General features: G+C 64.3%; 24 protein-coding genes and 1 pseudogene. 5 read left to right on the forward strand and 20 right to left on the reverse strand.

What is annotated here, in order from left to right:
- Window positions 1-107: 107 nt before the first annotated feature.
- The 6 genes from BLO63_RS08335 to BLO63_RS08360 are packed head-to-tail and all read right to left on the reverse strand — an operon-like array spanning window position 108 to window position 5,185.
- Window positions 108-1,337: an ABC transporter substrate-binding protein gene (locus BLO63_RS08335; RefSeq protein WP_091439000.1), complete on the reverse strand. Its 1,230-nt coding sequence runs from the start codon at window positions 1,335-1,337 to the stop codon at window positions 108-110.
- Window positions 1,330-1,896: a carboxymuconolactone decarboxylase family protein gene (locus BLO63_RS08340; protein ID WP_091439002.1), complete on the reverse strand. Its 567-nt coding sequence runs from the start codon at window positions 1,894-1,896 to the stop codon at window positions 1,330-1,332. Before BLO63_RS08340 ends, BLO63_RS08335 begins: the two co-directional genes overlap by 8 nt.
- The gene (locus BLO63_RS08345; RefSeq protein WP_091439005.1) at window positions 1,896-2,816 is read right to left on the reverse strand and encodes a branched-chain amino acid ABC transporter permease; all 921 of its coding nucleotides are present in this window, start codon (window positions 2,814-2,816) and stop codon (window positions 1,896-1,898) included. The genes BLO63_RS08340 and BLO63_RS08345 overlap by 1 nt, the downstream gene beginning before the upstream one ends.
- Window positions 2,813-3,676: a branched-chain amino acid ABC transporter permease gene (locus tag BLO63_RS08350; protein WP_091439008.1), complete on the reverse strand. Its 864-nt coding sequence runs from the start codon at window positions 3,674-3,676 to the stop codon at window positions 2,813-2,815. Before BLO63_RS08350 ends, BLO63_RS08345 begins: the two co-directional genes overlap by 4 nt.
- Before the next feature lies 1 nt (window position 3,677).
- Window positions 3,678-4,415: a branched-chain amino acid ABC transporter ATP-binding protein gene (locus BLO63_RS08355; protein ID WP_091439009.1), complete on the reverse strand. Its 738-nt coding sequence runs from the start codon at window positions 4,413-4,415 to the stop codon at window positions 3,678-3,680.
- A complete protein-coding gene (locus tag BLO63_RS08360; RefSeq protein WP_205409296.1) occupies window positions 4,412-5,185 on the reverse strand; it encodes an ABC transporter ATP-binding protein in 774 nt (257 codons plus the stop codon). The genes BLO63_RS08355 and BLO63_RS08360 overlap by 4 nt, the downstream gene beginning before the upstream one ends.
- A gap of 174 nt (window positions 5,186-5,359) precedes the next feature.
- Here BLO63_RS08360 and BLO63_RS08365 point away from each other — a divergent pair, with 174 nt between their 5' ends.
- On the forward strand, window positions 5,360-6,265 hold the full coding sequence (locus BLO63_RS08365) for a LysR substrate-binding domain-containing protein (protein WP_091439014.1): 906 nt from the start codon (window positions 5,360-5,362) through the stop codon (window positions 6,263-6,265).
- A 735-nt stretch (window positions 6,266-7,000) separates the two neighbouring features.
- A protein-coding gene (locus BLO63_RS08370; protein ID WP_091439017.1) for an IS3 family transposase occupies window positions 7,001-8,190 on the forward strand; the annotation gives its coding sequence in 2 pieces (ribosomal slippage) (window positions 7,001-7,250 and window positions 7,250-8,190; 1,191 coding nt in all).
- Window positions 8,191-8,252: 62 nt separating this feature from the next.
- On the opposite strand, the pseudogene BLO63_RS08375 reads toward BLO63_RS08370, so the two are convergent.
- The 5 genes and pseudogenes from BLO63_RS08375 to BLO63_RS08395 all read right to left on the reverse strand — a co-directional run.
- Window positions 8,253-9,266: pseudogene (locus tag BLO63_RS08375) on the reverse strand (tyrosine-type recombinase/integrase); the annotation flags it as partial.
- Window positions 9,267-9,750: 484 nt separating this feature from the next.
- Entirely contained in the window at window positions 9,751-10,422 is a 672-nt protein-coding gene (locus BLO63_RS08380; protein WP_091439019.1) for an amino acid ABC transporter permease, read from the reverse strand.
- 13 nt (window positions 10,423-10,435) lie between these two features.
- Window positions 10,436-11,107 carry an amino acid ABC transporter permease gene (locus BLO63_RS08385; protein ID WP_091439022.1) on the reverse strand — a complete coding sequence of 224 codons (672 nt, stop codon included), beginning with the start codon at window positions 11,105-11,107 and terminating at the stop codon, window positions 10,436-10,438.
- Between the two features lie 12 nt (window positions 11,108-11,119).
- Window positions 11,120-11,896 carry an amino acid ABC transporter ATP-binding protein gene (locus tag BLO63_RS08390; protein ID WP_205409309.1) on the reverse strand — a complete coding sequence of 259 codons (777 nt, stop codon included), beginning with the start codon at window positions 11,894-11,896 and terminating at the stop codon, window positions 11,120-11,122.
- A gap of 72 nt (window positions 11,897-11,968) precedes the next feature.
- Entirely contained in the window at window positions 11,969-12,820 is an 852-nt protein-coding gene (locus BLO63_RS08395; RefSeq protein ID WP_091439025.1) for a substrate-binding periplasmic protein, read from the reverse strand.
- A gap of 301 nt (window positions 12,821-13,121) precedes the next feature.
- Between BLO63_RS08395 and BLO63_RS08400 the strand changes: the two genes are divergently transcribed.
- The 3 genes from BLO63_RS08400 to BLO63_RS08410 all read left to right on the forward strand — a co-directional run bounded on the left by BLO63_RS08400 (window position 13,122) and on the right by BLO63_RS08410 (window position 14,993).
- Window positions 13,122-13,904, forward strand: a complete 783-nt coding sequence (locus BLO63_RS08400) for an SDR family NAD(P)-dependent oxidoreductase (protein WP_162841790.1) — start codon at window positions 13,122-13,124, stop codon at window positions 13,902-13,904.
- A 49-nt stretch (window positions 13,905-13,953) separates the two neighbouring features.
- On the forward strand, window positions 13,954-14,343 hold the full coding sequence (locus BLO63_RS08405; protein WP_162841791.1) for a Rid family hydrolase: 390 nt from the start codon (window positions 13,954-13,956) through the stop codon (window positions 14,341-14,343).
- Between the two features lie 125 nt (window positions 14,344-14,468).
- A complete protein-coding gene (locus BLO63_RS08410; protein WP_091439035.1) occupies window positions 14,469-14,993 on the forward strand; it encodes a hypothetical protein in 525 nt (174 codons plus the stop codon).
- Between the two features lie 73 nt (window positions 14,994-15,066).
- Here the strand turns inward: BLO63_RS08410 and BLO63_RS08415 are convergent, their stop codons facing one another.
- From BLO63_RS08415 to BLO63_RS08455, 9 genes are all read right to left on the reverse strand, one after another.
- Window positions 15,067-15,954, reverse strand: coding sequence for a hypothetical protein (locus tag BLO63_RS08415; RefSeq protein WP_091439038.1), 888 nt, complete (start codon window positions 15,952-15,954; stop codon window positions 15,067-15,069).
- 7 nt (window positions 15,955-15,961) lie between these two features.
- On the reverse strand, window positions 15,962-16,675 hold the full coding sequence (locus tag BLO63_RS08420) for an SDR family oxidoreductase (RefSeq protein ID WP_091439041.1): 714 nt from the start codon (window positions 16,673-16,675) through the stop codon (window positions 15,962-15,964).
- Window positions 16,672-17,982, reverse strand: coding sequence for an acetoin dehydrogenase dihydrolipoyllysine-residue acetyltransferase subunit (locus BLO63_RS08425; protein WP_091439044.1), 1,311 nt, complete (start codon window positions 17,980-17,982; stop codon window positions 16,672-16,674). Before BLO63_RS08425 ends, BLO63_RS08420 begins: the two co-directional genes overlap by 4 nt.
- 30 nt (window positions 17,983-18,012) lie before the next feature.
- Window positions 18,013-18,987, reverse strand: coding sequence for an alpha-ketoacid dehydrogenase subunit beta (locus tag BLO63_RS08430; RefSeq protein ID WP_091439046.1), 975 nt, complete (start codon window positions 18,985-18,987; stop codon window positions 18,013-18,015).
- A gap of 1 nt (window position 18,988) precedes the next feature.
- Complete coding sequence (locus BLO63_RS08435; protein ID WP_091439049.1) at window positions 18,989-19,969, reverse strand: thiamine pyrophosphate-dependent dehydrogenase E1 component subunit alpha; 981 nt, start codon at window positions 19,967-19,969, stop codon at window positions 18,989-18,991.
- 96 nt (window positions 19,970-20,065) lie between these two features.
- Window positions 20,066-20,962: an ornithine cyclodeaminase family protein gene (locus tag BLO63_RS08440; protein WP_091439052.1), complete on the reverse strand. Its 897-nt coding sequence runs from the start codon at window positions 20,960-20,962 to the stop codon at window positions 20,066-20,068.
- Between the two features lie 8 nt (window positions 20,963-20,970).
- Window positions 20,971-22,218, reverse strand: coding sequence for an NAD(P)/FAD-dependent oxidoreductase (locus BLO63_RS08445; RefSeq protein ID WP_162841792.1), 1,248 nt, complete (start codon window positions 22,216-22,218; stop codon window positions 20,971-20,973).
- 37 nt (window positions 22,219-22,255) lie between these two features.
- A complete protein-coding gene (locus BLO63_RS08450; RefSeq protein ID WP_162841793.1) occupies window positions 22,256-23,008 on the reverse strand; it encodes an SDR family oxidoreductase in 753 nt (250 codons plus the stop codon).
- Window positions 23,009-23,232: 224 nt separating this feature from the next.
- Complete coding sequence (locus BLO63_RS08455; RefSeq protein ID WP_091439059.1) at window positions 23,233-23,913, reverse strand: GntR family transcriptional regulator; 681 nt, start codon at window positions 23,911-23,913, stop codon at window positions 23,233-23,235.
- Window positions 23,914-24,095 lie beyond the last annotated feature (182 nt).

A 24,095-nucleotide genomic window follows, 5' to 3' on the forward strand; every position in this document is an offset into this window, starting at 1 on the left:
GGGATTGCTCATTGTCTAACCGCGTGCCGTCAAGGGCACGCGCCTCCCTGCTGCGCGGCACGAATGCCGCGCGGTTTGATTTCAAGAGGGCGGGATCGAGAGGGGTGTCAGCTCACGACGGCAAAGGGCGTGTTCTTTCCGTCCTTGATGAGCTGGACGTAGAAGGTGCGGTTGAGAGAGTTGCCGGCGTCGTCGAAGTCGCAGGTGCTGCCCGCGCCGTTGAAGTTGATCTTCTTGCCCTCCCGCACCATGGCCAGTGCCTGCACGATGTCGTCGACCGGCTCACCTGGCGGGTTGCACACTTCGCGCACCGACTTGGTCCAGACGGCGGCTTCCTGCGTCTTGGCATGCTCCATCGCCAGAATGGCGATGCAGGCCTGATCCCAGGCATTGCCGGCAAACAGGAAGACAGTGCCCTCCGGCGCGCCCATTTCCTGGACGAACTTCGCATAGGAGGGGCTGTCGATCGGCGGCGAGGGCTGAAGGTGATAGATGCCTTCGGCGACTTCGGGACCTACGGACTGAATGAACTTGCCCTCCGCATCAGCGCCGGTTCCAAGGGCTACCACCTTGGATTCAAACCCGCCGCGATAGATCTCCTTGGAGATGGAGACGAAATCGGTCAGCAGCGGAAGGCAGAAGACGGCGTCATAGCTGGGCGAGAAGACCTTCTCGACCTCGGCGCGGTAGGAGGCCTGGTCGGGATTATACATCACGACCTCAACCACTTCGCCGCCGAGCTTGGCCATCTCGGCCTTGAACGGCTCGATCATGGCCACTACAAAGGGATTCTGCTGCGCCAACACAGCCACCTTCTTGGCGCCGAGCTTGTCCATCACCTTGGCGCCGGCCGGGCCCCACTGCGAACTGCGCGCCTGCAGCCGATAGATCAGCCCCTTGGTCTCGCCTTCGGTCACGGCATCGGCGGCGCAGGACAGCATCTGCACCTTGTCGGATGCCAGAATGACCGGCTTGGCCGCAAGTGCTTCCGGGCTGCCCCAGAAGCCGCCGACCATCTCGACCTTGTCCACTTCGAGCAACTTCTTGCTGGCGGCGACGCTCGCCGTGGCACTGGTCTCGGAATCCTCGATGATCAGCTTGACCTTGCGCCCGCCGAGAATTCCGCCTGCGTTGTTCACCTTGGCGACGACAAGCTCGGCGGCCTGCTTCATGGCCGGGCCATAGGCACCCGTGGCGCCCGAGAACGGCAGCACCATACCGATCGGCACGTCGACCGCCTGCGCGAGGACGGGCGCTCCCAGAGAGAAACCGAGGGGAAGGGAGCCGAGGCCGGCAAGAACCGTTCGGCGGCTCGGTGAGAAAGAACGCTCACTCATCGGGTGTTTCCTTTCCAGAAGGGCTGGACGATGGGGGAAGGTCGTCGTCGACCTGCAATGCGTCGTTGAAGCGATTGAAGAAGCCGGCCAGGGAAATGCGCAGCGTCAGTTCGACGATCTGGCTCTGCGAGAAGCAGCCCCGCAGCCGCTCGAAAACGTCGTCGCGTATTCCCCAGGCGCGCTGAGTGACGAGGCCGGCATATTCGATGACAAGCCGGTCGCTGGCGTCGAAGGCGGGGTGATCGAAGCCGGGCAGGGCCGCGATGGCATCCTCCGGCACGCCCTCCACCGCCAGAAGCGGCTCATGGTGGGCGACGCAATAAGGGCAGGCGTTCAGCTTGGAGACGGTGACCACCGTCAGCTCGACATAGCGCAGCGGGAGGTTGGCATGCGCCCGCAAGGCGAGCAGCATCGAGTAAAGTCCATCGAGGGCAGGCGGGACATGGGCGAGCGTTGCCGCCTGCCCGCGAAAGTTCGCGTAGCCCGAGGCAAAGCGCTCATAGAGCGCGGCCTGGTCGGCCGACAGCACGGAGGATGGAAGGGGGGTGACGCGCGCCATCAGGCAGCCTCCCTCGGCTTTGCGAGCACATCGGCGGCCTTGCGGCGAGCTTCGGGCACGAGGCCCTGCGGGCGCAGGATCAGCTGCAATATGATGCCGACGCCGATCAGGCCGAGCCGCAACGCCGACAATTGGACGCCGTCAATGACCGAGATGAAGTCCTTGAGGAAGCGCGTGCCTTCAAGCAGGGCCATGATCGAACCCGCGCCGACCAGGAGCCCGACATTGGAGCCGCGCCCGCCGGCGATCACCGCCATGAAGGCATAGGAGGTGACGATGGCGGAGAACTGGCTGGGGTCGATATAGGTGAGATAAAAGGCCTGCAGCGCACCCGCGAGCCCCATGACGGCGCCGCCTATGGCGAAGGCCCGAACGCGCAGGGCGAAAACCGGCTTGCCGAGAGCCGCCGAAATAGTGGCATCATCGCGAATGGCGCGCAGCGCCCGGCCGAACGGCGCCCTCGTCCATCCCTCCAGGGCAACGAACACCACTGCCAGCACGCCAATGGCGAAGATGACGAACACGATGTCGCCGCCGAACTGCTCCGTGAGGCTGGCGAAAGGGCGCTGGATATTGGCGATGCCGAGGGCGCCATTGGTCAACCAGCCCTCATTGAGGATGACGAGGCGCACCGCCTCGCCGAAGCCGATGGTGATGATGGCAAGGTAATTTTCCTCAAGGCGGATCGAGAGCAGCGCCAGTCCTGCACTGAGCGCGGCAGCGATAAGGGCAGCGAGGATCATGGCCGGGAGCCAGCCGATGGACGGAGCCGTCAGAGCAGTGGTGTAGGCGCCGATCGCGACGAAGCCGACCACGCCGAAATTGACCAGACCGGCGAGGCCCCATTGCAGATTGAGCGCAAGGCCGATCAGCGCGGCAATGATGACGAGAATGGCGATCGTAATGAGATAGGGGATCATTTTCGCACCGCCTTGGCACTCAACAGGCCGTTCGACCGGAACAGCAGCAGGACGAGGATGACCGTGAAGCTTACGATCTGCCGGTAATTGGTGGGGATGATGAGGGCGGACATCTCTTCCGCTAGGCCGATGACCAGTGCACCCACGACGGCGCCCACGGGTGAGCCCAGCCCGCCCAGTATGGCCGCCGCGAAGATGGGGATCTGATAGTTCCAGCCGATCTGCGGGTCGATTGAACGGTCAAGGCCTGCCAGGACACCCGCAAGGCCGATGAGCGCCCCGACGAGAGCCCAGGTCAGGCGCGCGATCAACCTCCGGTCGACGCCGCGCGTCGCGGCGAGCGAGGGATTGTCCGCAACGGCGCGCATGGCCCGGCCAAGGGGAGAATGGCGCAGCAGCAGGTGGACCAGAACCAGGCAGACGCACACGGTCAGGGCCGTGGTGATCTGCTCCTGATTGATGCGCAGGCCCTCCCAGCGCATCGGCCGGGAGATCGGCACATCGAAGCTGCGGCTGGCATTGCCGAGGAAGAAGCGGCAGATGTTCTCAAGGACGAGCGACAGCCCCATGGACGCGACCAGGAGCGAGATCGAGTCGCGGTTCTTCAGGCGCTCGAACACCAGCTGGTCGGACAGTATGCCCGTCAGCGCAACGGTGGTGGCCGCAACGGCCGCCGACGCCGGCAGGGAAAGCCCCAATTGGGTATTGGCGACCCAGGCGGCATAGGCGCCCAGGGTCAGCATCGCCCCCACCGCGAAATTGGCAAATTTCAGCACGCCGAACACGAGCGTCAGCGCCAGGGCGGGAAGTGCCAGCAGAAGTCCGGTGACAAGGCCATTGAGGAAAAGCTGCGCGACCATGTCAGACGACCTTCGCGAAGAAAAGCTCGCCGAGATCGGCGGCACGGAGATCGGCGGCACGGGCGCGCAGGCTCAACTGCCCGGCGACAAGCACGACGGCCTCGTCGGCGATGCGCAAGGCCGCAGTTACGTTCTGCTCGACCAGCAGCACAGTGACGCCAGCCTCGCGGACACGCAGTACGGCCTCCATGGTCTGGTCGACGATCTTGGGCGAGAGGCCCGCCGACGGTTCGTCGAGCAGCAGGACTTCCGGATTGGCCAGCAGCGCGCTGGCAAAGGCGAGCATTTGGCGCTGGCCGCCGGATAGGTCCCCGGCTCGGGCGCGAAAGCGTCCCGCCAGTTCGGGAAACAGCGCCAGCACCCGCTCGCGCTGTTCCGGCCCCACTCCGGCGCGACCGCGCAGGAACTCGGTGGCGAGCTTGAAATTCTCGCCGATCGTCAGGTTGGCAAAGACGTTCGCTTCCTGCGGGACATAGGCGAGGCCGGCGGAGACGCGGCTGGCGGGCGCCTCGTGGGTCACGTCATGGCCTGTCACCCTCACCGAGCCGCCCCGGACATCGAGCAGGCCGGCGAGGGTCTTCACGAAGCTCGACTTGCCCGAGCCGTTCGGACCGATGACCGCGAGGATGGTCTCGGGGTCCTGACGCAGGTCAATGCCGCGCACAATGTCGCCACCCCGACCATAACCAGCGCGCAGACCTTCGATCGCCAAGGCTGGAATGCTATTCCCCTCGGTCATGCGGCTGCTCCGAGATAGGCTTCGACGACGCGCGGATCCCGCGAAATCTGCTCAAAAGAGCCGGAAACCAGCAGCCGGCCTTCGGCCATCACATGGACGTGGTCGCAAAGCTCCCCGATCAGATGCATGTCGTGTTCGACGATGCCGAAGGTGACGCCTTCCGCTCTCAGTTCACGCACCAGCCGGATCATTTCGAGCTTGAGCGGTGGCGATACGCCCGCTCCGGGCTCGTCAAGAAGAATGAGCTGGGGTTCGAGCAGCAGGGCCCGGGCTATATCGAGGAGCTTCTTCTGTCCGCCGGACAGGCCAGAGGAGGGCTGATCAGCCAGATGCCAGAGCCCGATGCGCTCCAGCAGGGCACGGGCGCGCACGGCATTGGCGTGTTCCTCGGCCCACCATTTGCGCCGCCCGAACAGGGCCGCGCCGACGCCCTCGCCCGACTGATGGCGCGGCGCCAGCAGCAGGTTCTCGAAGACAGTGAGGCTGCCGAGTTCACGCACGATCTGGAAGGTGCGGGCCATGCCCATTTCGGCGAAGCGATGGACGGGCAGCGACGTGATGTCGGCACCCGACAGGTGGACCGTGCCGCTATCGGGCCGGACCAGCCCGGTCATGACGTTGAGCAGTGTCGTCTTGCCCGCGCCATTGGGCCCGATCAGGCCGGTGATGCCTCCGGTGGCGATCGAGAGTGTGCAGGCATCGAGCGCAACGAGACCGCCATAGCGTTTCGTGACCGTGCAGACCTCGAGGAAGGCGGGGCGCTTATCCACCGCGCCGCCCCTTCGCAAGCCGTCCAGTGCACAAACCGTGCGCATTCGATGCCTTTATGACGTGCATTAGCCCATCTTATGTTCAGTATTTTTACGTATGTCAGTGTATATGTGAAGCCTTAGCACCTACAAATTTATAATGTTTTGGTTGAATATAAGTGATATTTATTATTGATGATCCGGACGCTCGAAATCGTTTTGCTGCGAACCTTCGTTCTCATGGTCGAAGAGCGAAGTGTGACGCGCGTTGCTGAGAAATTGGGCCGCACGCAGCCCGCTATCAGCCTCCAAATACGTCGACTGGAGGATGCGGCGCGCCGCCCCCTGTTCGAGAGCAGCCTGCGCCAGCTACGGCTGACCCCATATGGGGAAATGCTTCTTCCCTATGCGCGGGCTGTGCTCCGCATGCATGACGAGGCGCAGGCCAAACTCGCCTCCGATGAGATCGAGGGCCGCGTGACGTTGGCCTGCCCGGATTTGTATGCCGCGTTCCTGCTTCCGGCGACGCTGGCGAGTTTTCGCGCGGCCTATCCTCGCGTCGAGGTGTCGGTCCGCTGCAACCTGACCCGGCAGATCGCCGCCGACATGGACAGCGGCCTTGTCGATGTGGCCATCGTCACGCGCATGCCGGGCGTCCTACCGAAATCCGCCCACGCCACCCATCTTCGCGAGGAGGCCCTGGTCTGGCTCGGCGCCGAAGGGGGGGACGCGCATCGGCGCGAACCTATTCCCCTGGCCTTGCTGCCTGAAGGCAATCTGTATCGTGATCTGGCGCTGATGGAACTCAACGAGACGGGAATCAAGTGGCGCGTCGCCTGTGTCTCGGAGAGCATTGCGGGGCTACAGGCCATGGCGCTGGCGGATGCGGCGATCATCGTCCTGGCCGAATCCGTCTACGCCCGCGGCCTCGTCAATCTTCCCGAGAATTGCGGCCTGCCGGCCCTTCCGCCGGTGGACCTCATGCTCTGGCGTCGACGAGAGGGGCTTTCCGAGGCTGCAGCGCATTTTGCCAGCCACATAGAAGGTCACATATGCAGAGAGCGCGCCTCCCCCGTGGCCTTCGCACCAACAGAGGGCTGACACGGTGCGCGAAGCGCGCGCGGTTCCGCATCAAAACCAGCCTTCGGATTTCGCCCAACGCAACCAATCCGCCTCAACGACATAACAATTACTTCGTGAAGCGGCGGGCATCTGTGTTCCTTCCCAGCACACCACCGATCTGGCATGGGGCCATGCCGGGAGTTGTCTCAACCGAAAACAGGTGTTTTGCGGCAGTCGCCTCAAGCCCCCGGGTGAGCCCTCGTGACCCCTTTTGGACCTGACCGATAATCCCTGCCGCATTGGCCAAGTGGCCAACAACGGCAAGTGATGGTTTGACGGCGGCTTGGCTTCCTGATGAGGGAGTGGGCTGGTACGCGATCGGCCACCTCGGCAACGACGCGCCGCGAGCAAGCGGCCAAGCGCCCTGCGGGCCGAAGGGCTCAACGGCTCAGCTGCGGCGCACGCCGAAATGGTCCCCTTCGAACTGCACCTCACCCATGCCACGGGCGTCGGCCACGCGGTCAGGACATCCCGTGAGCCGCCCCCCATCACTCTTTGCCTCCCCCGAGCGGCCTCTCATGAGCGTCCGCTTTGCGCCGCCATCTCAGTCATTGCCTCTAGCAGCGGCACAGGCCCAAAAGCGGTATTAAGCGAGGTAGGGCACGTCGGCACCTCTGTGCCAGAAAGGATCATTGGCTTCAGCGCCGGTGACGTTGCCCCTCCTGGCTAATCCAGCTTGAAGTTCGTTCTGGCCCATTGAAAGGACCAGAGCACATGAGGCGCAGCCGCTTCACCGAGGAGCAGATGATCGGGATCCTGAAGGAGCACGAGGCCGGGGTGCCGGTCTCGGACCTGTGCCGGAAGCACGGGGTCAGCGACGCCAGCATCTACAAGTGGAAGGCCCGTTTCGGCGGGATGGACATATCGGAGGCCAAGCGGCTGCGGGCGCTCGAGGATGAGAACGCCAAGCTGAAGCGCATGCTCGCCGACGCCATGTTGGACAACGTCGCGCTGAAGGATCTGCTGGGAAAGAAGTGGTGACGTCCGCTGCCGAGCGCAGGGCTGTCGCCCACCTCATGGATGCCCATGGGATGAGCGAACGGCGGGCGTGTAAAGCCACCGGCTTCTGCCGTATGACCATGAGATACAAAGCCAGGCGCGGGAGTGACGCCTCGCTGCGGGAGCGGATGAAAGCCATCGCCCAGGAACGGCGGCGGTTCGGGTATCGCCGTCTCCACGTCCTGCTGCGGCGGGAGGGCTTCCGGGTCAACCACAAGCGGCTGTTCCGGCTCTACCGTGAGGAACGGCTGATGGTCCGCCGGCGGGGCGGTCGCAAGCGAGCGATCGGGACACGGGCGCCGATGATGATCCCGATGCGACCGAACGAGCGCTGGTCGCTCGACTTCGTTGCCGACCAGATGACCGACGGCCGCCGCTTCCGGATGCTGGCCATCGTGGACGATTGCACCCGCGAATGCCTGGCGCTGGTAGCGGACACGTCGCTATCCGGGGTGAGGGTCGCTCGCGAACTCGACAGGCTTCTGGCAGAGCGCGGGCGGCCGAAGATGATCGTGAGCGATAATGGCAGCGAGTTCACCTCCAATGCCATTCTGGCCTGGACTGACGCGGCGAGGGTCGAGTGGCACTACATCGCACCCGGCAAGCCGATGCAGAATGGCTTCATCGAGAGCTTCAACGGCCGCCTGCGGGACGAACTGCTGAACGAAACGCTGTTCTCCAGCCTGTCCCAGGCCAGAGCCGCTCTCGCCCGGTGGCAGCTCGACTACAACACCGCCCGGCCGCACTCCAAGATCGGATGGCAGACGCCAAGCGCCTTCGCCTCAACGTTCCACCTGCGGCGGGATCCGACGCTCCGCGCCATGAATGGTGCCGCGTCCGCCCCCGCCGCTCCGCACGCCCGAGAGGGCAAATCCAACCGCCAGAACGAACTAACAGCTGGATAGAAGTTGGGGGCAACGTCACGCGGGTAGTTCGTTACTTCGGCCGTCCAATCGCGAAAACTGGAGCGAAAGCCGTGCACCGTCACGGTGCTACCAAGGCGCCTCAGGATCATCGCGAGCGCCATATTGGAAAGGGGTGCATCGGATTTCCGCCCCGGAAAAACGTAGTCGCTTGTGACATCGAACCTGCGCGCATCGGCAAGGATCTCCAACGCCCGGGCACTCAGAGGTACGCGGTGTGGCTTCCCTGCCTTCATTCTCACGGCGGGAATTGTCCAAACGCGCTGATCGCGGTCGATTTCACTCCACCGTGCCCCCAACGTCTCGCCGGTGCGGGTGGCCGTGAGAATAAGGAACTCGAACGCCAGCTTCGCGAAGGGGCTCGAATCAGCCTTTCTCAATTGCAGAATGAACTCGGGCAGCTTGGCATAGGGCAATGCCTCGTGATGGCGAACCTGCTGCGTCTGCTTCGGCAAGCCCTTTGCAACACCTCGCACCGGGTTCTCGCCGTCACGATGACCCGCCGCACGCGCCCAGTCCAACACGGCGCCAATGCGCTGCCGCACTCTCCGGGCCGTTTCTGGTTTGCTGAGCCATATAGGGGTTAAAACGCGCAGAATGTCGGGCGTGTCGACCTGCGCTATCGGGACATTACCGATGTCAGGAAAGACATATTGCTGAAGCGTCGAAAGCCATTGAGCGGCATGCTTCGCATTCTTCCAGCTGGCCCGGTGCGCCTCATGCACGTCTACCGCAGCTTCCTCAAAGGTCAGCGGCTTCTGGACCGCCTGTTCCTTCTGTCGCTGGGCGAGTGGGTCGCCGCCCGATCGGGCCAGCTTCCGATATGCCAGAGCCTGCTCGCGGGCCTCGCTCAGACTGACTAACGCCGCCCCACCTAAGCCGATGTCCCGCCGCCTGCCTTGGACAACAGTCCGCAAAAGCCAGCGCTTCGCGCCGGTGGGATCGACAACAAGATAGAGGCCGTTACCATCAGCATAGCGACCGGGCTCTTTGAGCTGCCGCACTTGCACGGCGGTGAGGACTTTCTCGCGATGACGACCGCGCTGCTTCATCAGCATACAACCCACATTTCACCCCACATATTGATCGGGCTGGCGCGGGATTGCAATGGACAATTCCGAACAATCGGCTGTAACTAAGCCATTAATAGTGCTAAGCTTATCGCACGATGGTGGACGGCTCTGGATTTCACGCCGGCTGACGCTCCCTCCGCCATTGACCGCCGATTTCGCTCTGTTGCTCGCTGTTCGAACATATGGCGTCTCGATATCTGAATCCGCGCGCCGTACGAGTTCACCCTGCTGTGCAGCACCGCCTGCATGACGGCAGTGAGTGGAACATGGCAGGCTCGGTCGCCTCCAACCTAATCCCACGCCGCTGCCGACTGCGACCATGGACGGCCTCTTACCTCCTCGATCACGCAGCCATTGGCCGGAAAGGTGGCATGCGCCTCATCATGCTTGGAAGAAAACCGGCACGGCCGCCTCCGAGGAAGCGCGGCCAATTCCGGTAAGCCCGTGGGCGCAGCGCTCGACAGAGAATCTACAGCCGCATGCGGGCGAGATAGCCCCGCTCGTAGAAGGAGACGATCCGCGTCACCGAGAAGGCGATGATGAAATAGATCAATGCTGTCGCCGTGAGAATCTCGATCGGCCGGGCGGTCGCATCGGCAATCATCTGGCCCTGATACATCAGGTCCGCCATGCCGACAGCGGAGACCAGCGCGCTTTCCTTGAACAGTGTCACACAATTGGACAGCAGCGTAGGGACGGCGCGCAGCACCGTCTGGGGCAGCATTACATAAGGCACGCTCACCCGCGCCGGCAGGCCGAGGGCGATGCAGGCATCGCGCTGCTCGGTGCCGATGGATTTCAGCGCCGCGCGGAAGCTCTCGCTGGAAATGGCCCCCATGTAGAGCGACAATGTAAGCACGGTGGAGAACACGTTGCCGAGTTCCATCCCGAGAAGGGCCGGTAGGCAGAAGAAGAACCAGAACAGTTGGATCAATACAGGCGTGCCGCGGAAGATCTCCACATAGGTCGTGGCGATCACCTTCAGCACCGGATGGCCGGCCTGGCGCACCACACTTACGAGGAAGCCTATGGCGAGGCCGAAAGCGAGGCCGAAGGCGGTGAAATACAGCGTGTTGCCGAGCCCGATGGACAGCGCAAGGCGATAGTCCCAGAGGAAGTCGAGGGCGGCGGAGATGTTCATGTCGTCCTTCTCCTCAGGCCAGGCGCGAGCGCAGGCGCCGCTCGAACAGGCCCACGGCCTGCGAGAGAGGGACGGAGAGCGCGAAGTAGATGAAGGCGACCGTGGTGTAGATCTCGATCGGGCGATAGGTCTGGGTTGCTAGCGTCTTGCCCTCATACATGAGGTCGGCAATGGCAACGATCGCAACCAGCGAGGTCTGCTGCAGCAGGCCGATGGTGTTGGTAAGCAGCACAGGGATCGCCATCAGCACCGCCTGAGGCAGAATCACGAACAGTGTCTTCTTCAGCGGCGAAAGCCCGAGCGCCGTGCAGGCGTCGTAATGCGAGGCGGGAATGGACTGGATGGCGGCGCGGTAGGCCTCGGCGTTGAAGGCCGTGATGTTCATGCCCAACGCCAGGATGGCCATGTAGAAGGGATCGAAGAAAACGCCGAAGAAATACGGCACGCAGTAGAAGATCCAGATGATCTGCACGAGCGCGGGGGTACAGCGAAACAGCTCGATGAAGCCGATCGCCACCCAGCGCAGCGGCGCGATGCGGCTCATCACCATCTGGCAGACCAGAAAGCCGCCGATGAGGCCGATGACGGCGCAGATTGCGGTGAGCTGCAGCGTGACCGCAAGCCCCGCCATTAGCGGGTCCCAGTTCGCCGTGATGACCGAGAAGTCCCAGGTATAACGACCCATCGTCTCCACTCCTCAGGAAATGGTCTCGACGTGAAGGACCTTCTTCAGGAAATCCGCGGTGCGCGGCTCGGAGGGGTTGGTGAACATCTTCGCGGGGGGCGCGTCCTCGATGATCCGCCCATCGGCGGAGAAGATCACCCGGGTGGCTATGCGTTTGGCGAACCACATGTCGTGAGTGACGATCATCATCGACATCTTCTGCTCGGCGAGCTCAAGCATCACCCCTTCCACCTCGGTGACGAGTTCGGGGTCGAGGGCCGAGGTCACCTCGTCGAAGAGCATGATCTTGGGGTCGAGCAGCAAGGCGCGGGCAATGGCGACGCGCTGTTTCTGGCCGCCGGACAGCATGCCGGGGAAGGCGCCGGCCTTGCTCTTCAGGCCAAGGCGGTCCAGCAGCTGCATGGCCCGTTCCGTGGCGCTCGAACGGCTTTCGCCGCGGGCGCGCATCGGCGCGAGGATGAGGTTGCCGAGCACGGTGAGATGGGGGAACAGAGTGTAGTGCTGAAACACCATCCCGACCTTGTTACGGACGGGGATATCGACGAAATTGTCCTTCTTTGACTTGGGGTTGGCCTCGATGTAGCGCGCGCCTTCAAGTTCGATGCGGCCCTTGTCAATCTTTTCCAGGCCCATCACGCAGCGCAGCAGCGTGCTCTTGCCACTACCGCTCGGCCCGATGATAACGACGCGCTCACCGGCTTCCATCTGGAAATTGATGTCGTCGAGGACGACCAAGTGCCCGCCGAACGACTTGCGCAGTCCTTGCACGTTCAGGAAGCTGGACAATATGCCGACCCCTCTTTTCTGAAATAGGGAGGCGGACGGCACCGGCTGGTGCCGTCCGCTCCAGAAACCGTCAGCTCACTTGGCGCCGGCGAGATACACTTCGCTCCAGTGCTTGAGCGAGGCGTCCACGGCCCCCAGCGACACCTTCTCTTCGAGGAAGATGTTGAGCACCTGAATGTCGTGATAGGTCAACTGCGGCGGCAGGCCGAAGGAGATGCCCTGCTTCATCAGAGCGGGATGGGCTTCGAGAATACCGACCTTGTCCGCATTGGCGGTCTGAAGCAGCAGATTTGTGGTGGAATCCGCGCCCGCCACGTCTACGCGGCCGGAGAGAAGCGCGAGATTCAGGCCGTTGGCGTCCGGAAGGCGGACGATCTGCGCCTTCTTGAAGCGCTCGGTGACCTTGTGGTCCTGGGCCGAGCCGGACATCACGCCGATACGCATGCCGGGCACGTCGAAGGTTGAGAGATCGCCGGCCGGGTTTTTGGTCTTCTCAGTCGCCAGGAGATAGGCGAAGTTCATCTCATCATAGCCGGCGATGCCGCTGTAATTGATGACGAGGGCGCGAGCCGGGGTGCGGTTCAGCGCCGGCGACATGTCCCACTTGCCCGCCTGAAGGCCGGCGACGACGTTGTCCCAGGTGGTGTCGACGAACTCGATCTTCACCTTGAGCACGTCGGCGAACTGCTTGCACAGGTCGAGATAGGCGCCGCCATACTCGCCGGTCTTGAGGTCCTTCATGACATAAGGCGGCGAGATGGCGGAGGCGCAGCGCAGCGTGCCGCGCTTCTGTACTTCCGACCAGTACCCGTCGGCATGGGCCGGCGCGGCCTGCAGCCCGGTGACGACGGCAAGGCCGAGGGCGCCTGCGCCGATGCCGTGCGTGCAGAGCCTTGCTAACTTTTTCCAAACGCGAGCTAAAGTCATTTCCATGTTCCCCTTTGCGGAAGCCGATAGGCACGCATGATGTCTGTCGAAGCGGGCGATCAGGTTTGGAGCGCTCTTTTTGTTATATCGTATAAATCTTAGCCCCCCTGTCAAATGAAGATTCGCCGGGCGGGGCGCTCATTTGGAGATCCTTACAATCGCCTGAAAATAAAGGAACTTTTCCGCGCCTATGCTGCGATCTCTCTCTTTCCGGGCCCGATCCTGGGTGAAGGGGCGCCCCTTTCTCCTTGCCTCACTCGGCAAGTGTGTCATTTGTTATATAATAGTGGAGGGGATGGATATGCAGCGTCACGCAGGTCGGCGGGTTCTCATCACAGGTGCCGGAAATGGAATCGGCATGGCGGCAGCCGGCTTCTTCGCGGGCGAGGGCGCGCGCCTGTGTCTTGTCGACATCGCCCCCGCAGCGCTGGCCGCCACCATTGCCAAGCTGCCACCGGGCACCGAGGTGCTGAGCCATGCCGCCTCGGTGACTGACGAGGCGGCAATAGCCGATGTGGTCGACGCGATGGTCGCGGCCTATGGCGGCATCGATGCGGTGGTGAACTCGGCAGGCGTTGTGGTGGTCGAACCGGCGCTTGAGGCGCGGATCGACATTTTCCGTGAGGTGATCGAGGTCAATCTGATCGGTACCTGGATCGTCTGCCAGGCGGCGGCGCGCCACATGGCAAAGGCAGGCCGCGGCTCGATCGTCAATATCAGCTCGGTCTATGGCTTCCAGGGCGCCCCCAGCCGCACCGCCTATTGCGCGTCCAAAGGGGGCGTCGTCAATCTCACCAATTCACTGGCGGTGGAGTGGGGTCCGCTCGGCATCCGGGTCAATAGTGTGGCGCCCACCGGCACCCGCACACCAATGGTCCAAGAGTTGATCGACCGCGGCATCTACGATGTCGATGCCGTCTCGCGCCGCACGCCGCTGCGCCGTATCGCCGAGCCAGAAGAGGTTGCGGCCGCCTGCGGCTTCCTCGCCGGCGACGAGGCGGGCATGACGACCGGCCATCACCTCGCCGTCGATGGCGGCTGGCTCGCCAACGGCTTCCTCATGGCGCCCAAGGCGGGCGCCTGATCCCTCGTGCGGCCCTCGCCCGAGGGCCCCATTCCTGATGGAGACCTCCATGGTAAAGCGCCAGAATATTTCCTCCGGCTCTCAGTTCGAGAAGCTCTTCGGCTACTCCCGCGCCGTGAAGGCGGGTAACACGCTGTACATTTCCGGCACTATCGGCATGGACTATGCGGCCGGCAAGATGCCGGAGGATGCGGTCGGCCAAGTGCGCCAGATCATCAAGAATTTCGAGCTTCCGCTGGCGGCCGCCGGCGGTTCGCTCAAGGACATTGTCCAGATCACCACCTACGTGACGGCGCCGGAAGTATTCAAGGAGGTCGGCCCTGAACTCGGCGTGATCTTCGGCGACATCCTGCCGACCAATGCGGCGCTGGTCGTCGCTTTCCCAGTGCCGCACGTGCTGGTCGAAATCTCGGCGACGGCCGTCATTGGCTGTGAATGACCGGCTCCCATTTCACGCGACGTGCATTCCGGCTCGCGTAAAGAAAGTGCATAAAACAAATGGATAGAGCCTTTCCGGTGAACGGGTCTTCCCCGGAACGGCTCTGGAACGGACGGAGATTTCCCATGTGCCAGTCCTGCCATTCCGGCCTGCCCCTGAGCTTCGAGGTCGTGGACGAGGCGGGCATCGTCGCGGCGGCAACCGCCGCGCATGCAAGCCAGCAGGCCTGGCACTTTCATGTGCTGGCACCCCGCTGCACCTTCAGCCCGAAGCCCGGCGCCTACACCTTCCTGTTGGAGTTGACCGACGCGAAGCGGGCGCTCTGCGCCTTCTACGACGACAAGCCGACGGCGGTGAACAAGCAGCTCCTGCCTCTGCTGCACGGCACGGACGCCCTCGCCGACAAGCCGGCCGGGGTCAGCCTGTCGGATGAGGACGAGGCCCTGCTCGCCCTCATCGAGGCGGCGGCGAAGGAGGGCACGAGCTGGCACCATCACATGATGTTCCCGGCCTGCGGGCTAAACAGCTCGGACGGCAAATGGCGACTTTTCGTCGAGATCGACGGAAACGAGCCGGTGACCCGCGACTATGCTGACGAGCCCTCCCGGGTGCTGAACCGCGTCGAGCGGATCTATTTCGGCCTCAACTGAACGTTCCGCACCTACGGAAACGGGCGCCCCCCGCGATGAGGCGCCCGTTCTCGCTAGGCAGAAGCGCGTGGGCTCAGCGCAGATCCTGCCGGGCAAGGGCGGTCCGGGTCGCCTCGTTGAGGGCGTTCCAGGGAATGAACGTGTCCAGCCACGCGGCGGCGCGGCCGGTGAAAAGCACCAGTTCCTCGATCACGTCGTCGATGTCGTCCGGCGCGCTGAGCAGCGCCTTGGCGTCGTCCAGCACCTTACCGGTGGCGTGCATGGCGCAGAAGCCGTCGATGCGCGCATTGAAAGCGTTGATGAGGAAGGACAGCACGCTCGCGCGCTCGGCGGTACCGATGCCGTAGGAGGGGCTGCGCAGGCGCCAGATCAGTTCGTGCAGCTTGCGAAGCTCCCCTTCCGCCATGGCGAGCGGGCCATAGGGGATCATCATCCCCTCCCGGCGCAGCAATGCATACATCTCTTCCGGCGGCGCCTGCCACATCGCCTTGCGCGCGGCCCGCAGGGCATTCAGCCCCGGCGAGGTAAATGACTTTTCTGGCAGAGCGAGGGCGAGCGCGTCCTCATTGGCGGCGAGCTGGGCCAGCAGCGGCTCCTGGCCGTGATTCTCGACCACGCGGCGGCCGAAATCCTTCAGCCAGCCAAGATCCCCGGTCAGCCGCCCGAGCACCGAAACCTGCGCCTTCTCCGCCTGCAGATCCCCGTAGATCAGTTCCAGGAACTGGCGTTCCGGCCAATAAAGGAAGGTGCCAGCCGGAAGGGTGAGGATGTCCGCCGGCTTCTCGATATCGGCCACGACGGGCGCGTGCCAGAAGATGTGCTGCCCTGCGATCTTGGCGCAGTGGATGTCGAGCGCAGCCGGCAAACTGGCGATCACCTTGCCTATAGTTACCGGTGCGAGGTCGGGATAGAGCTCGATCTCGTGCGCGATCCCGTCAAGGTTGAAAGAAAGCGAGGGCATGTGACTGTTATCCCTTGGAGAAAAGCGCACCGCCGACAACCTGCCGGGTCGGGAGCATTTCGATGGTGCTGAGATCGACGAAGGCCGGACTGCTCAGGACATGCAGGATGGTTGCGGCCACATTGGCGGGGGTGAGGCACTCATAGCCGTCATAGAATTCGTCTTCGGTGCCAAGCTGGTCGTGAATGCCGGTCTGCACACGGCCGAGCAGGATCTCGGTCACGCGGATGTGGCTGTCACGCAGATCCACCCGCAGATTGGCCGACATGGCATGCATGGCGGCCTTGGTGGCGCTGTAGAGCGCCGGCCCGGTGCCGGGAACCGTACCGCAGATCGAGCCCAGCAGCACGATGGTGCCGGCATCGGCGGCCTTCATGGCCGGCACCACCGCCCGCAGCAGGTTGACGGTGCCGAGAATATTGATCGCGACGAGGGCCTCGGCGACATCGCCGGGCGTTTCGTGGAGCGGAATCTGCGGCCCGAGAATGCCCGCGCAGTGGATCAGAACATCGGCTGTCTCGTCCGCCAGTGCCGCCATCACCGCGAGCGCATCGCGGATGTCGAGCGTGCGACTGCGGCAGCCGGTTCGGCGGGCGAGGTCGGCGAGGCCGTCCGCATTGGTGCCCAGCGCAAGCACCGCATAGCCCGCCTGAGTGAGCTCGGCGACGATGACGCGACCGATGCCGCCTGTCGCGCCTGTCACGATCGCCGTCGGTTTCATGTCGCCCCCGCTCCGTTTCGGCCGGCGCAGCGGGCGTTTTGCAGGATCAACCGCGCCACCGTTGCCGGGGCCTCGACATGAGGCATGTGGCCGACATGAGGCAGCAGGTGGATGGCCGTTTCGGGGCCGGCGCCGAGCGCGTGGCGCATCGGGATGATGCGGTCGCATTCGCCCCAAATTATCTTCTGCGCCACCGCCACACGGCGCAGCGCCGCGCGCATCTCCCAAGCCTGCGTGCCGTCGGGGAAAAGCCTGTCGGCCAGGGTGGTCTGCGCTCGCCGGTGGTCTTCGCCGCGCGCCTTAAGTGTCGCCTGGACATAGCCGGGCGACACGATGGACGGATCGGCGAAGAGGCGCAGCAGCCAGGGCCTCAGGCTTTCCGCACGGGTCGCGCGGCAGAAGCCATCGAGAAAATCCCCGTCGATCTCCGGGCCTAGCCCCGCCGGCGCGATCAGCGTGAGCGAGCGCAGGGCCACGCGGCCAGTTTCGGCGAGAGCGATGGCGACACCGCCGCCCAGCGAATGGCCAACGAGATGACACTCCCCAATGCCGGTCTCCGTTAGCGCCTGCGCGACGGCGGAGGCGAGGTCTTCAAAGCTGCCGGCATTGGAAAGCGCCGGCGAACGGCCGTGACCAGGCAGGTCCACCAGCACCGCGGCATGGTCGGCGCCGAGTGTCGCGAGTAGAGGCTGCCAGGAGAAGCCGTCGGCGCCGAAGCCGTGCAGGAACACGAAGGGCGTGCGGCTCCCGCTGCCACGCCGGGTGAGGCTGATGCTGGGGGCCGGAGAGGTCGGCCCAGACGCCACGGAATGTCTTTCCGGAGCCTCGCGCGCCCTATCGACGGCCTCGACGTCACGCAGCTTGATGCGGCCGGAGGGGCTGGAGGGGACGATCGCTGACAGGTCGATCCCCCGGCTCGCGGCAATGCGCCGGGCAAGCGGGGAGGCGTTGATCCGTGTCGGCCTGGCAGTGGCGACGGGTGGTGCCACGGGAACGAGGGCCGGCGCAGCGGGGGCGGCAGGAACGGCAGCGGCTGTCGGCGCGGCCGTGGCCGGCGCGCTTTCCACCGTGCCGTCGCGGATGGTGCCGAGCACCGTGCCGATCGCCACTTCCTCGCCGATCTGCGCCCGGATGTCGGCCAGAATGCCGGAAACCGGGGCCTCGATCTCGGTGGCCGCCTTGGCCGTCTCGACGGTGACGACGAGCTCGCCCGCCGCGACGTATTCGCCGGGCGTCTTGTGCCAGGAGACCACGACGACGGATTCCATGTATTCGCCGCCAGCGCCGACGACGGTGATATCTGTCACGGCAAGATCCTCCCCTTCACGGCCGCCCCCTCACTTCAGCGTGGCGCGCGCGGCATCGGCGATGCGCGCGGCGTTCGGCAGGACGGAGAGTTCGAGCGGCTCGGCATAGGGCACCGGCATGTCGGGCAGGGTCACCCGGGCCACCGGCGCGTCGAGGTTGTCGAAAGCGAAGTCCATGATGGTGGCGGAAAGCTCGGCGGCATAACCGCAGAAGCGCCAGCCCTCGTTCACTACCACCGCATGGTGCGTCCTGGCGATGGAGGCGGTGATGGCGTCGAGATCAAGCGGGCGCAGGGTGCGCAGGTCGATCACCTCGGCGGAAATGCCATCCTGCGCCAGGAGTTCGGCCGCCTTCTGGCTCTCCAGCACCATGCGCGACGTCGCGAATATCGACACGTCCGTGCCCTCCCGCACCGTCTTCGCCTTGCCGATCGGCACCAGAAGCTCGGGATCGTCGGATACCTCGTCGCGCAGGTTGTAGAGCAGCTTGTGTTCGAGGAAGATCACCGGCTGGCTGTCGCGGATGGCGGATTTCAGCAGGCCCTTGGCGTCGGCCGGCGTCACCGGCGCCACCACCTTGATCCCGGGAATATGGGCGACGAGGGAATCGAGGCTCTTGGAATGCTGCGCCCCCGCCCCCGCGCCGCCGCCGCCCTGGGTGCGCAGGACGAAGGGCATGGTCACGTTCTGCCAGAGATATTCGTAGATCGAGGCCTGGTTGATCAGTGCGTCGAGCACGAGGGGCATGAAATCGGCATACATGATCTCTAGCACCGGGCGGGTGCCAGTCATGGAGGCGGTAACCGCCATAGCGGCCAGGGCCTGCTCGGAAATCGGCGTGTCGCGCACCCGGCTCTCGCCGAATTCGTCCATCAGCCCCTTGGTGACCTTGAACACGCCGCCATAGCGGCCAATGTCCTCGCCGAACAGGAAGACGCTGGAATCACGCTGCATTTCCTCGCGCAGCGCCTGATTCAGCGCTTCGGCATATCGCATCATCGCCATATCAGACGGCCTCCGGCGCGGTGGCGTAGGGGGAGCTACGGGTGAAGAGCTCGAAAGTCGGCAAGGGGGCCGCGAGGGCCTCCTCAACCGCGGCATCGACCTCGGCGACGGCGCCGGCCTCGATCTGGTCTAGCCGCTCCGCGCTGACGGCATCGGCAAGGCCCCGGCGGCTCACCTGGATGGGATCGCGCCGGTTCCATTCCGCGAGGTCGGCATCGCTCTGGTAGCCGCCCATGTCTGAGGTGGAAAAACCCTGCATGCGGTAGGTCTTGGCCTCGATCAGGGTCGGGCCCTCGCCACGGCGGGCACGCTCCACCGCGGTCGCTACCGCCCGGTACATCGCCACCGTGTCATTGCCGTCGACGATCTCCGCCGGCATCGCGTAGCCGGCGGCGCGGATGCTAAGATCGGCCACCGGCGACTGGACAGTGTGGTGGACAGTTAGGCCAAACTGGTTGTGTTCGAGGATGAAGACGACCGGCAGCTTCCACAGCCCGGCCATGTTCATCGATTCATGGCAGATGCCGGTCTGGGCGGCGCCGTCGCCGAAGAAGCACATGGCGACATCAGCCGTGCCACGCACCTGGATCGACAGCGCCATGCCGGTGGCGGCGGGAATGGAGCCGCCGACGATGGCGTTGCCGCCGATCATGCCGTTGTCCCTGTCGCCGATCAGCATATGGCCGGCGCGCCCGCCGCAGGTGCCGGTGGCGCGGCCGAGGATCTCGGCGGTCACGCCGCGAATGTCGACGCCCTTGCCGATGTAATGGGCATGGCCGCGATGGGTGGAGGTGACGAAGTCGCTCGTGCCGAGCACGGCGGTGGCGCCGATGCCGACGGCTTCCTGGCCGTCGCAGCGGTGGATCGGCCCGCGCGTCCTGCCGGCCTTGTGCAACTCGCCGAGCCGCTCCTCCAGCCGGCGCACGATGACCATCTTGCGGTGCATCTCAAGCTGTTCGTCGAGGGAAGGCGAATTCTTCATTTGCGAACCTCCGATGCCAATCGGGCATCGTTACACGATATATGTTGTAACATATTTGGCGCCAAGTCGACGCCCTTCGCAGCTTTGTCGCCGGATTCAGCCGCCGAGCGCGGAGAGAGCGAGGCTGGCCGCGAAAGCGTCCTCGGTAGCGATGCCGACCGAGATGAAGACGGTGGTCTTCGTGATGTCGACCTGGGCTGTCCCGGCGAGTACCTCGCCGAGTTCGGCGTGAATGGTGGCGCCGGAGAGCAGGATGTTGCCGGATTCCTGGCTCGCCGCGTCCCGCGATTCCACAAGCACGAGGTTCTTCATCACCGCGTCGTCCAGCTCGCGGCCGTCAAGCCCGTTCCAGCCGACCGCGCTGAGATGGGCGCCGGGCTTGAGCCACTCGCCCTTCACCACCGGCTCACGGGCCGAGGTGGTGGTGGCGATCACGTCGGCACCGCGCACTGCGTCCTCGGCGCTGGCATAGGCGGTGGCGCCGATCTCGGCGGCAAAGGCCTGCGCCTTGGCGACATCGCGCGCCCAGACCCGGACCTCGTCGAAGGCACGCACGCGGCGCATCGTCTCGAAATGGCCGTGTGCCTGGATACCGTTGCCGATAATGGTGAGCACTTTCGCGTCCGGGGCGGCGAGCCGGCGCGCCGCCATGGCCGAGACGGCGGAGGTCCGCATCTGGGTGATGTAAGTGCCATCCAGGACCGCCCTCGGGAGGCCGGTCCAGCGATCGAACACCACCACCACGGCATTGTGGCTCGGCAGGCCCCGGTCATGATTGCCGGGATAGTTGCCGACCAGCTTGACCGCGAAGACATCAGTCACCGCTGGCATCAGGCACATGTCGCCCCCGGCTTCGGCATCGATCACCCGCATCCGCACGGGCTGCAGCGAGGCGCCGGTAGAAAAGGCGATGAGCGCCTTCTCCATGGCGTTGATCAGCGTATCGATGTTGAGCACGGCGGCGATCTGGTCTCGGTCGTAATAGGGGAGCATCGCATCCTCTAGAAACGGGCGGGCGAGAAGGGGGTGATGTCGATCGGCGGCGTGCGGCCGGTGGCGATGTCGGCGACGATGGCGCCGGTGACGCAGCCGCTAGACATGCCGACATGCTGGTGGCCGAAGGCCAGGATGATGTTCGCCGTGCGGTTGGAACGCCCAATCACCGGCAGCGCGTCGGGCATGGAGGGGCGGAAGCCCATCCAGCTCGATGACGGGCTTTCGATGATATCAGGCAGGAAGCGCTTGGCCGTGCGGTCGAGATAGGCGTGGCAGGCCGGGTTCGGTGGCTTGTCGAGGCCGGCAAGCTCCACCATTCCCGCGCAGCGAAGGCCCGCGGTCATCGGCGTCATGGCGAAGCCCGCCGTGGCGCTGGAGCAGGTGCGGCTGATGATACCGGCCTGCCCGGCGAACATGATGTGGTAGCCGCGCTCAGTCTCCAGCGGCAGCTTTTCGACGGCACCGCCGAACAGGCGGCGCGCCTGCGCGCCGGCAGCAAGGACGGCCTGGTTGTAGACACTGTCCTGCATGCCGGCGACGCGGATCCGTCCGTCCGGGCGGGCTTCCAGCGTGCGCACCTCGTCGCGCTGAAAGCGCCCGCCCTGGGCGCAGAAATGCTCCACCAGCGTGGCGCAGACATCGACCGTGCTGAGATAGTGCAGGGCCGAATGGAAATACAACGCCCGCACGAACACTGGGGCCAGATTGGGCTCCAGCCGACGGATCTCGGCAGCGTCGATCTCCTGGACGTCGTCGGCGAGCCGTTTGTAGAGCGCGACTTCGCCGGCGCTGGCGCGGTAGGCGGCCTCGCTTTCATAGAGATGGAGATAGCCGCCGCCGCGCATCAGCCGGTCCGCCCCGCACTCGCGGAACAGCGGCAGCGCGTAATCGAGATTGCGCGACAGCAGCGTGTGCATCGCCTGCGCGATACGCGTCACTTCCGCCGCGGTGCAGTGGGAGAGGAACGACAGCAGCCACGGCAGCATGCGCGGCGCGTAGCCCCAATCGATGCTCAGCGGCGAGCCGGCGGCGAACAGCAGCGGGAGCAGCCGCCGGGGAATGGACGGGCTGTTGATCGGCACAAAGGCATGCGGCGCCAGCGCCGCCGCATTGCCGAAGGTCGCGCCCTGGCCGGGCTCGTCCCGATCGATCAAGGTGACGGCGAACCCCGCCTTCTGGAGGTACAGGGCCGAGGAGATGCCGACAATGCCCGCGCCGATGACGGCTATGTTCTGCTCGCCGGGTGCCGGCATGGCGTCCTCCGATCGCGCTCTGCGGATCCGCCTTCGCTCACTTGCCGAGCTGGCGGTTGTACATCCGGGTTCCACCGACGACCTGATGGGTCGGCACCACCTCGATCTGCGAGACGCACACATGCGGGGGCGTGCTCAGTACATATTCGATGGCGTCGGCAATGTCGGTCGCCTGCAGGCATTCATAGGGGTCGTAGAGCAGGGCGTCGGACTTGGAATGGTCGCCGTCGAACATCTCGGCATGCATGCCGGTGCGGACGCGGCCGGGGCGGATCTCAGTGACCCGGACATCGGTGCCGAACAGTTCCATGCGCAGATTGGCGCTCATATTGTGCACCGCGCCTTTGGAGGCGCTGTACATCGGCTGGCCGGCGGAAGGATAGGGGCCGGCGAGCGAGCCGAAATTGACGATATGACCGCGATTGCGTTCCACCATACCTGGGACGGTGGCCGAAAGCGCGTTGTGGATGCCCATCACATTGACGTCGAGGATGCGCTGGGCCGACGCGGTGGGCACCGAATAGAGCGTGCCCGTCACCCCCAGTACGCCGGCGGCGTTGATGAGGATGTCGATCTCTTGGCCGGAGAAGGTGCTGCGCATCGCCTCCGAATCGGTCACATCCATGAACACCGTCTCGACCTCGGGCAGGCCCTTGAGTTCGTCGAGCTTCGCCTGGTCGTTCGACAGGGCGATGGTATGGACGCCATGGCGGGTCAGCATGCGCACCATGGCGGAGCCCAGACCACCGCTGCCGCCCGTGACCAGAGCGCGCATTCCCTTCTCAAGCATGGAGACCCTCCCCTTCACGTGATCCGACATGAAGGATGTTATTTGTTATATCAAGCCTCCGTCAAGCGTCATTGCGGGGAATGCGTGCGCGCATCGATACGACCGTCGATGGGCGCGCCAAGACCGTTTGAACGCGAAATTTCAGCGGTGGCACGGGCCAACCGACCGCTCGGAACCCGGCGGCGCTGCGCGGGTGATTCCGTCGCCCGCCCGCGCCGTCCGCCTCATTCCTCTTCGCGCACGGCGCGATAAAAGGCCTGCGAGGAATATTCGATGTCGTGCGCGATAGCGTCGGCGATCGCCTGCGGATTGCCTTCGCGCACCGCGCGGATGATGGCGATATGGTTGAGAATACCGTCGTCCGTATTGGAAAAGGCGGGGTAAATTGTCTTGATGTAGGACCCGGTGCGCAGCCAGCAACTCTCGATCATCTTCACCAGGAGCGGCATCTTCGATGCCTCGTAAATGGTGAAATGGAAGATCCAGTTCAACTCAGTCAGCAACGTGTAGTTTTTTTCGCGGTTTGCTTCGATGAGCCGGTCGTTGATGGAGCTTATCTCGATGATGTCGTCGCGCGTGATGTTTGGCGCGGCCTCGCGGGCGGCAAGGCTTTCGAGCGAGCAGCGGATCTTGACCAGTTCCCGGATATTCTCTTCATCGAGACGGGGAATATAGATCGAGCCGTTGCTGCCAAGCTCCAATACGCCTTCGGCCGCCAGGTTGAACAGGGCCTCGCGCGCCGGGGTGAGGCTGACTCCGAGCGAGCCGGCCACCGCGCGCAGGGTCAGCTTCTCTCCCGGCTTGAACAGGCCGGCCATGATCGCATTCCGAAGCTGGTCGCGTACGCGCACGCCGAGCGTCTCGGTGCGCTGGAAGGGAGAGAAGTTGGAGAGAGCTTCAACCATCGGTACGTCCCCGGCCAATTTCTTCGTTTGTTATGATATGCATCAAGCGCGTCAAGCTCATAACCTTTGCTGCGGGTCGTTTAAGGCGGGGCCACGCCCTTCCTGTTTCAACGCACGCTCACTGTTGCAAAACTTTTATAACATATTACACTTCGCGCCAGTCGATGCCAAGGTGGCCGCGA

The organism is Ancylobacter rudongensis, from assembly GCF_900100155.1.
Taxonomy (GTDB): domain Bacteria; phylum Pseudomonadota; class Alphaproteobacteria; order Rhizobiales; family Xanthobacteraceae; genus Ancylobacter; species Ancylobacter rudongensis.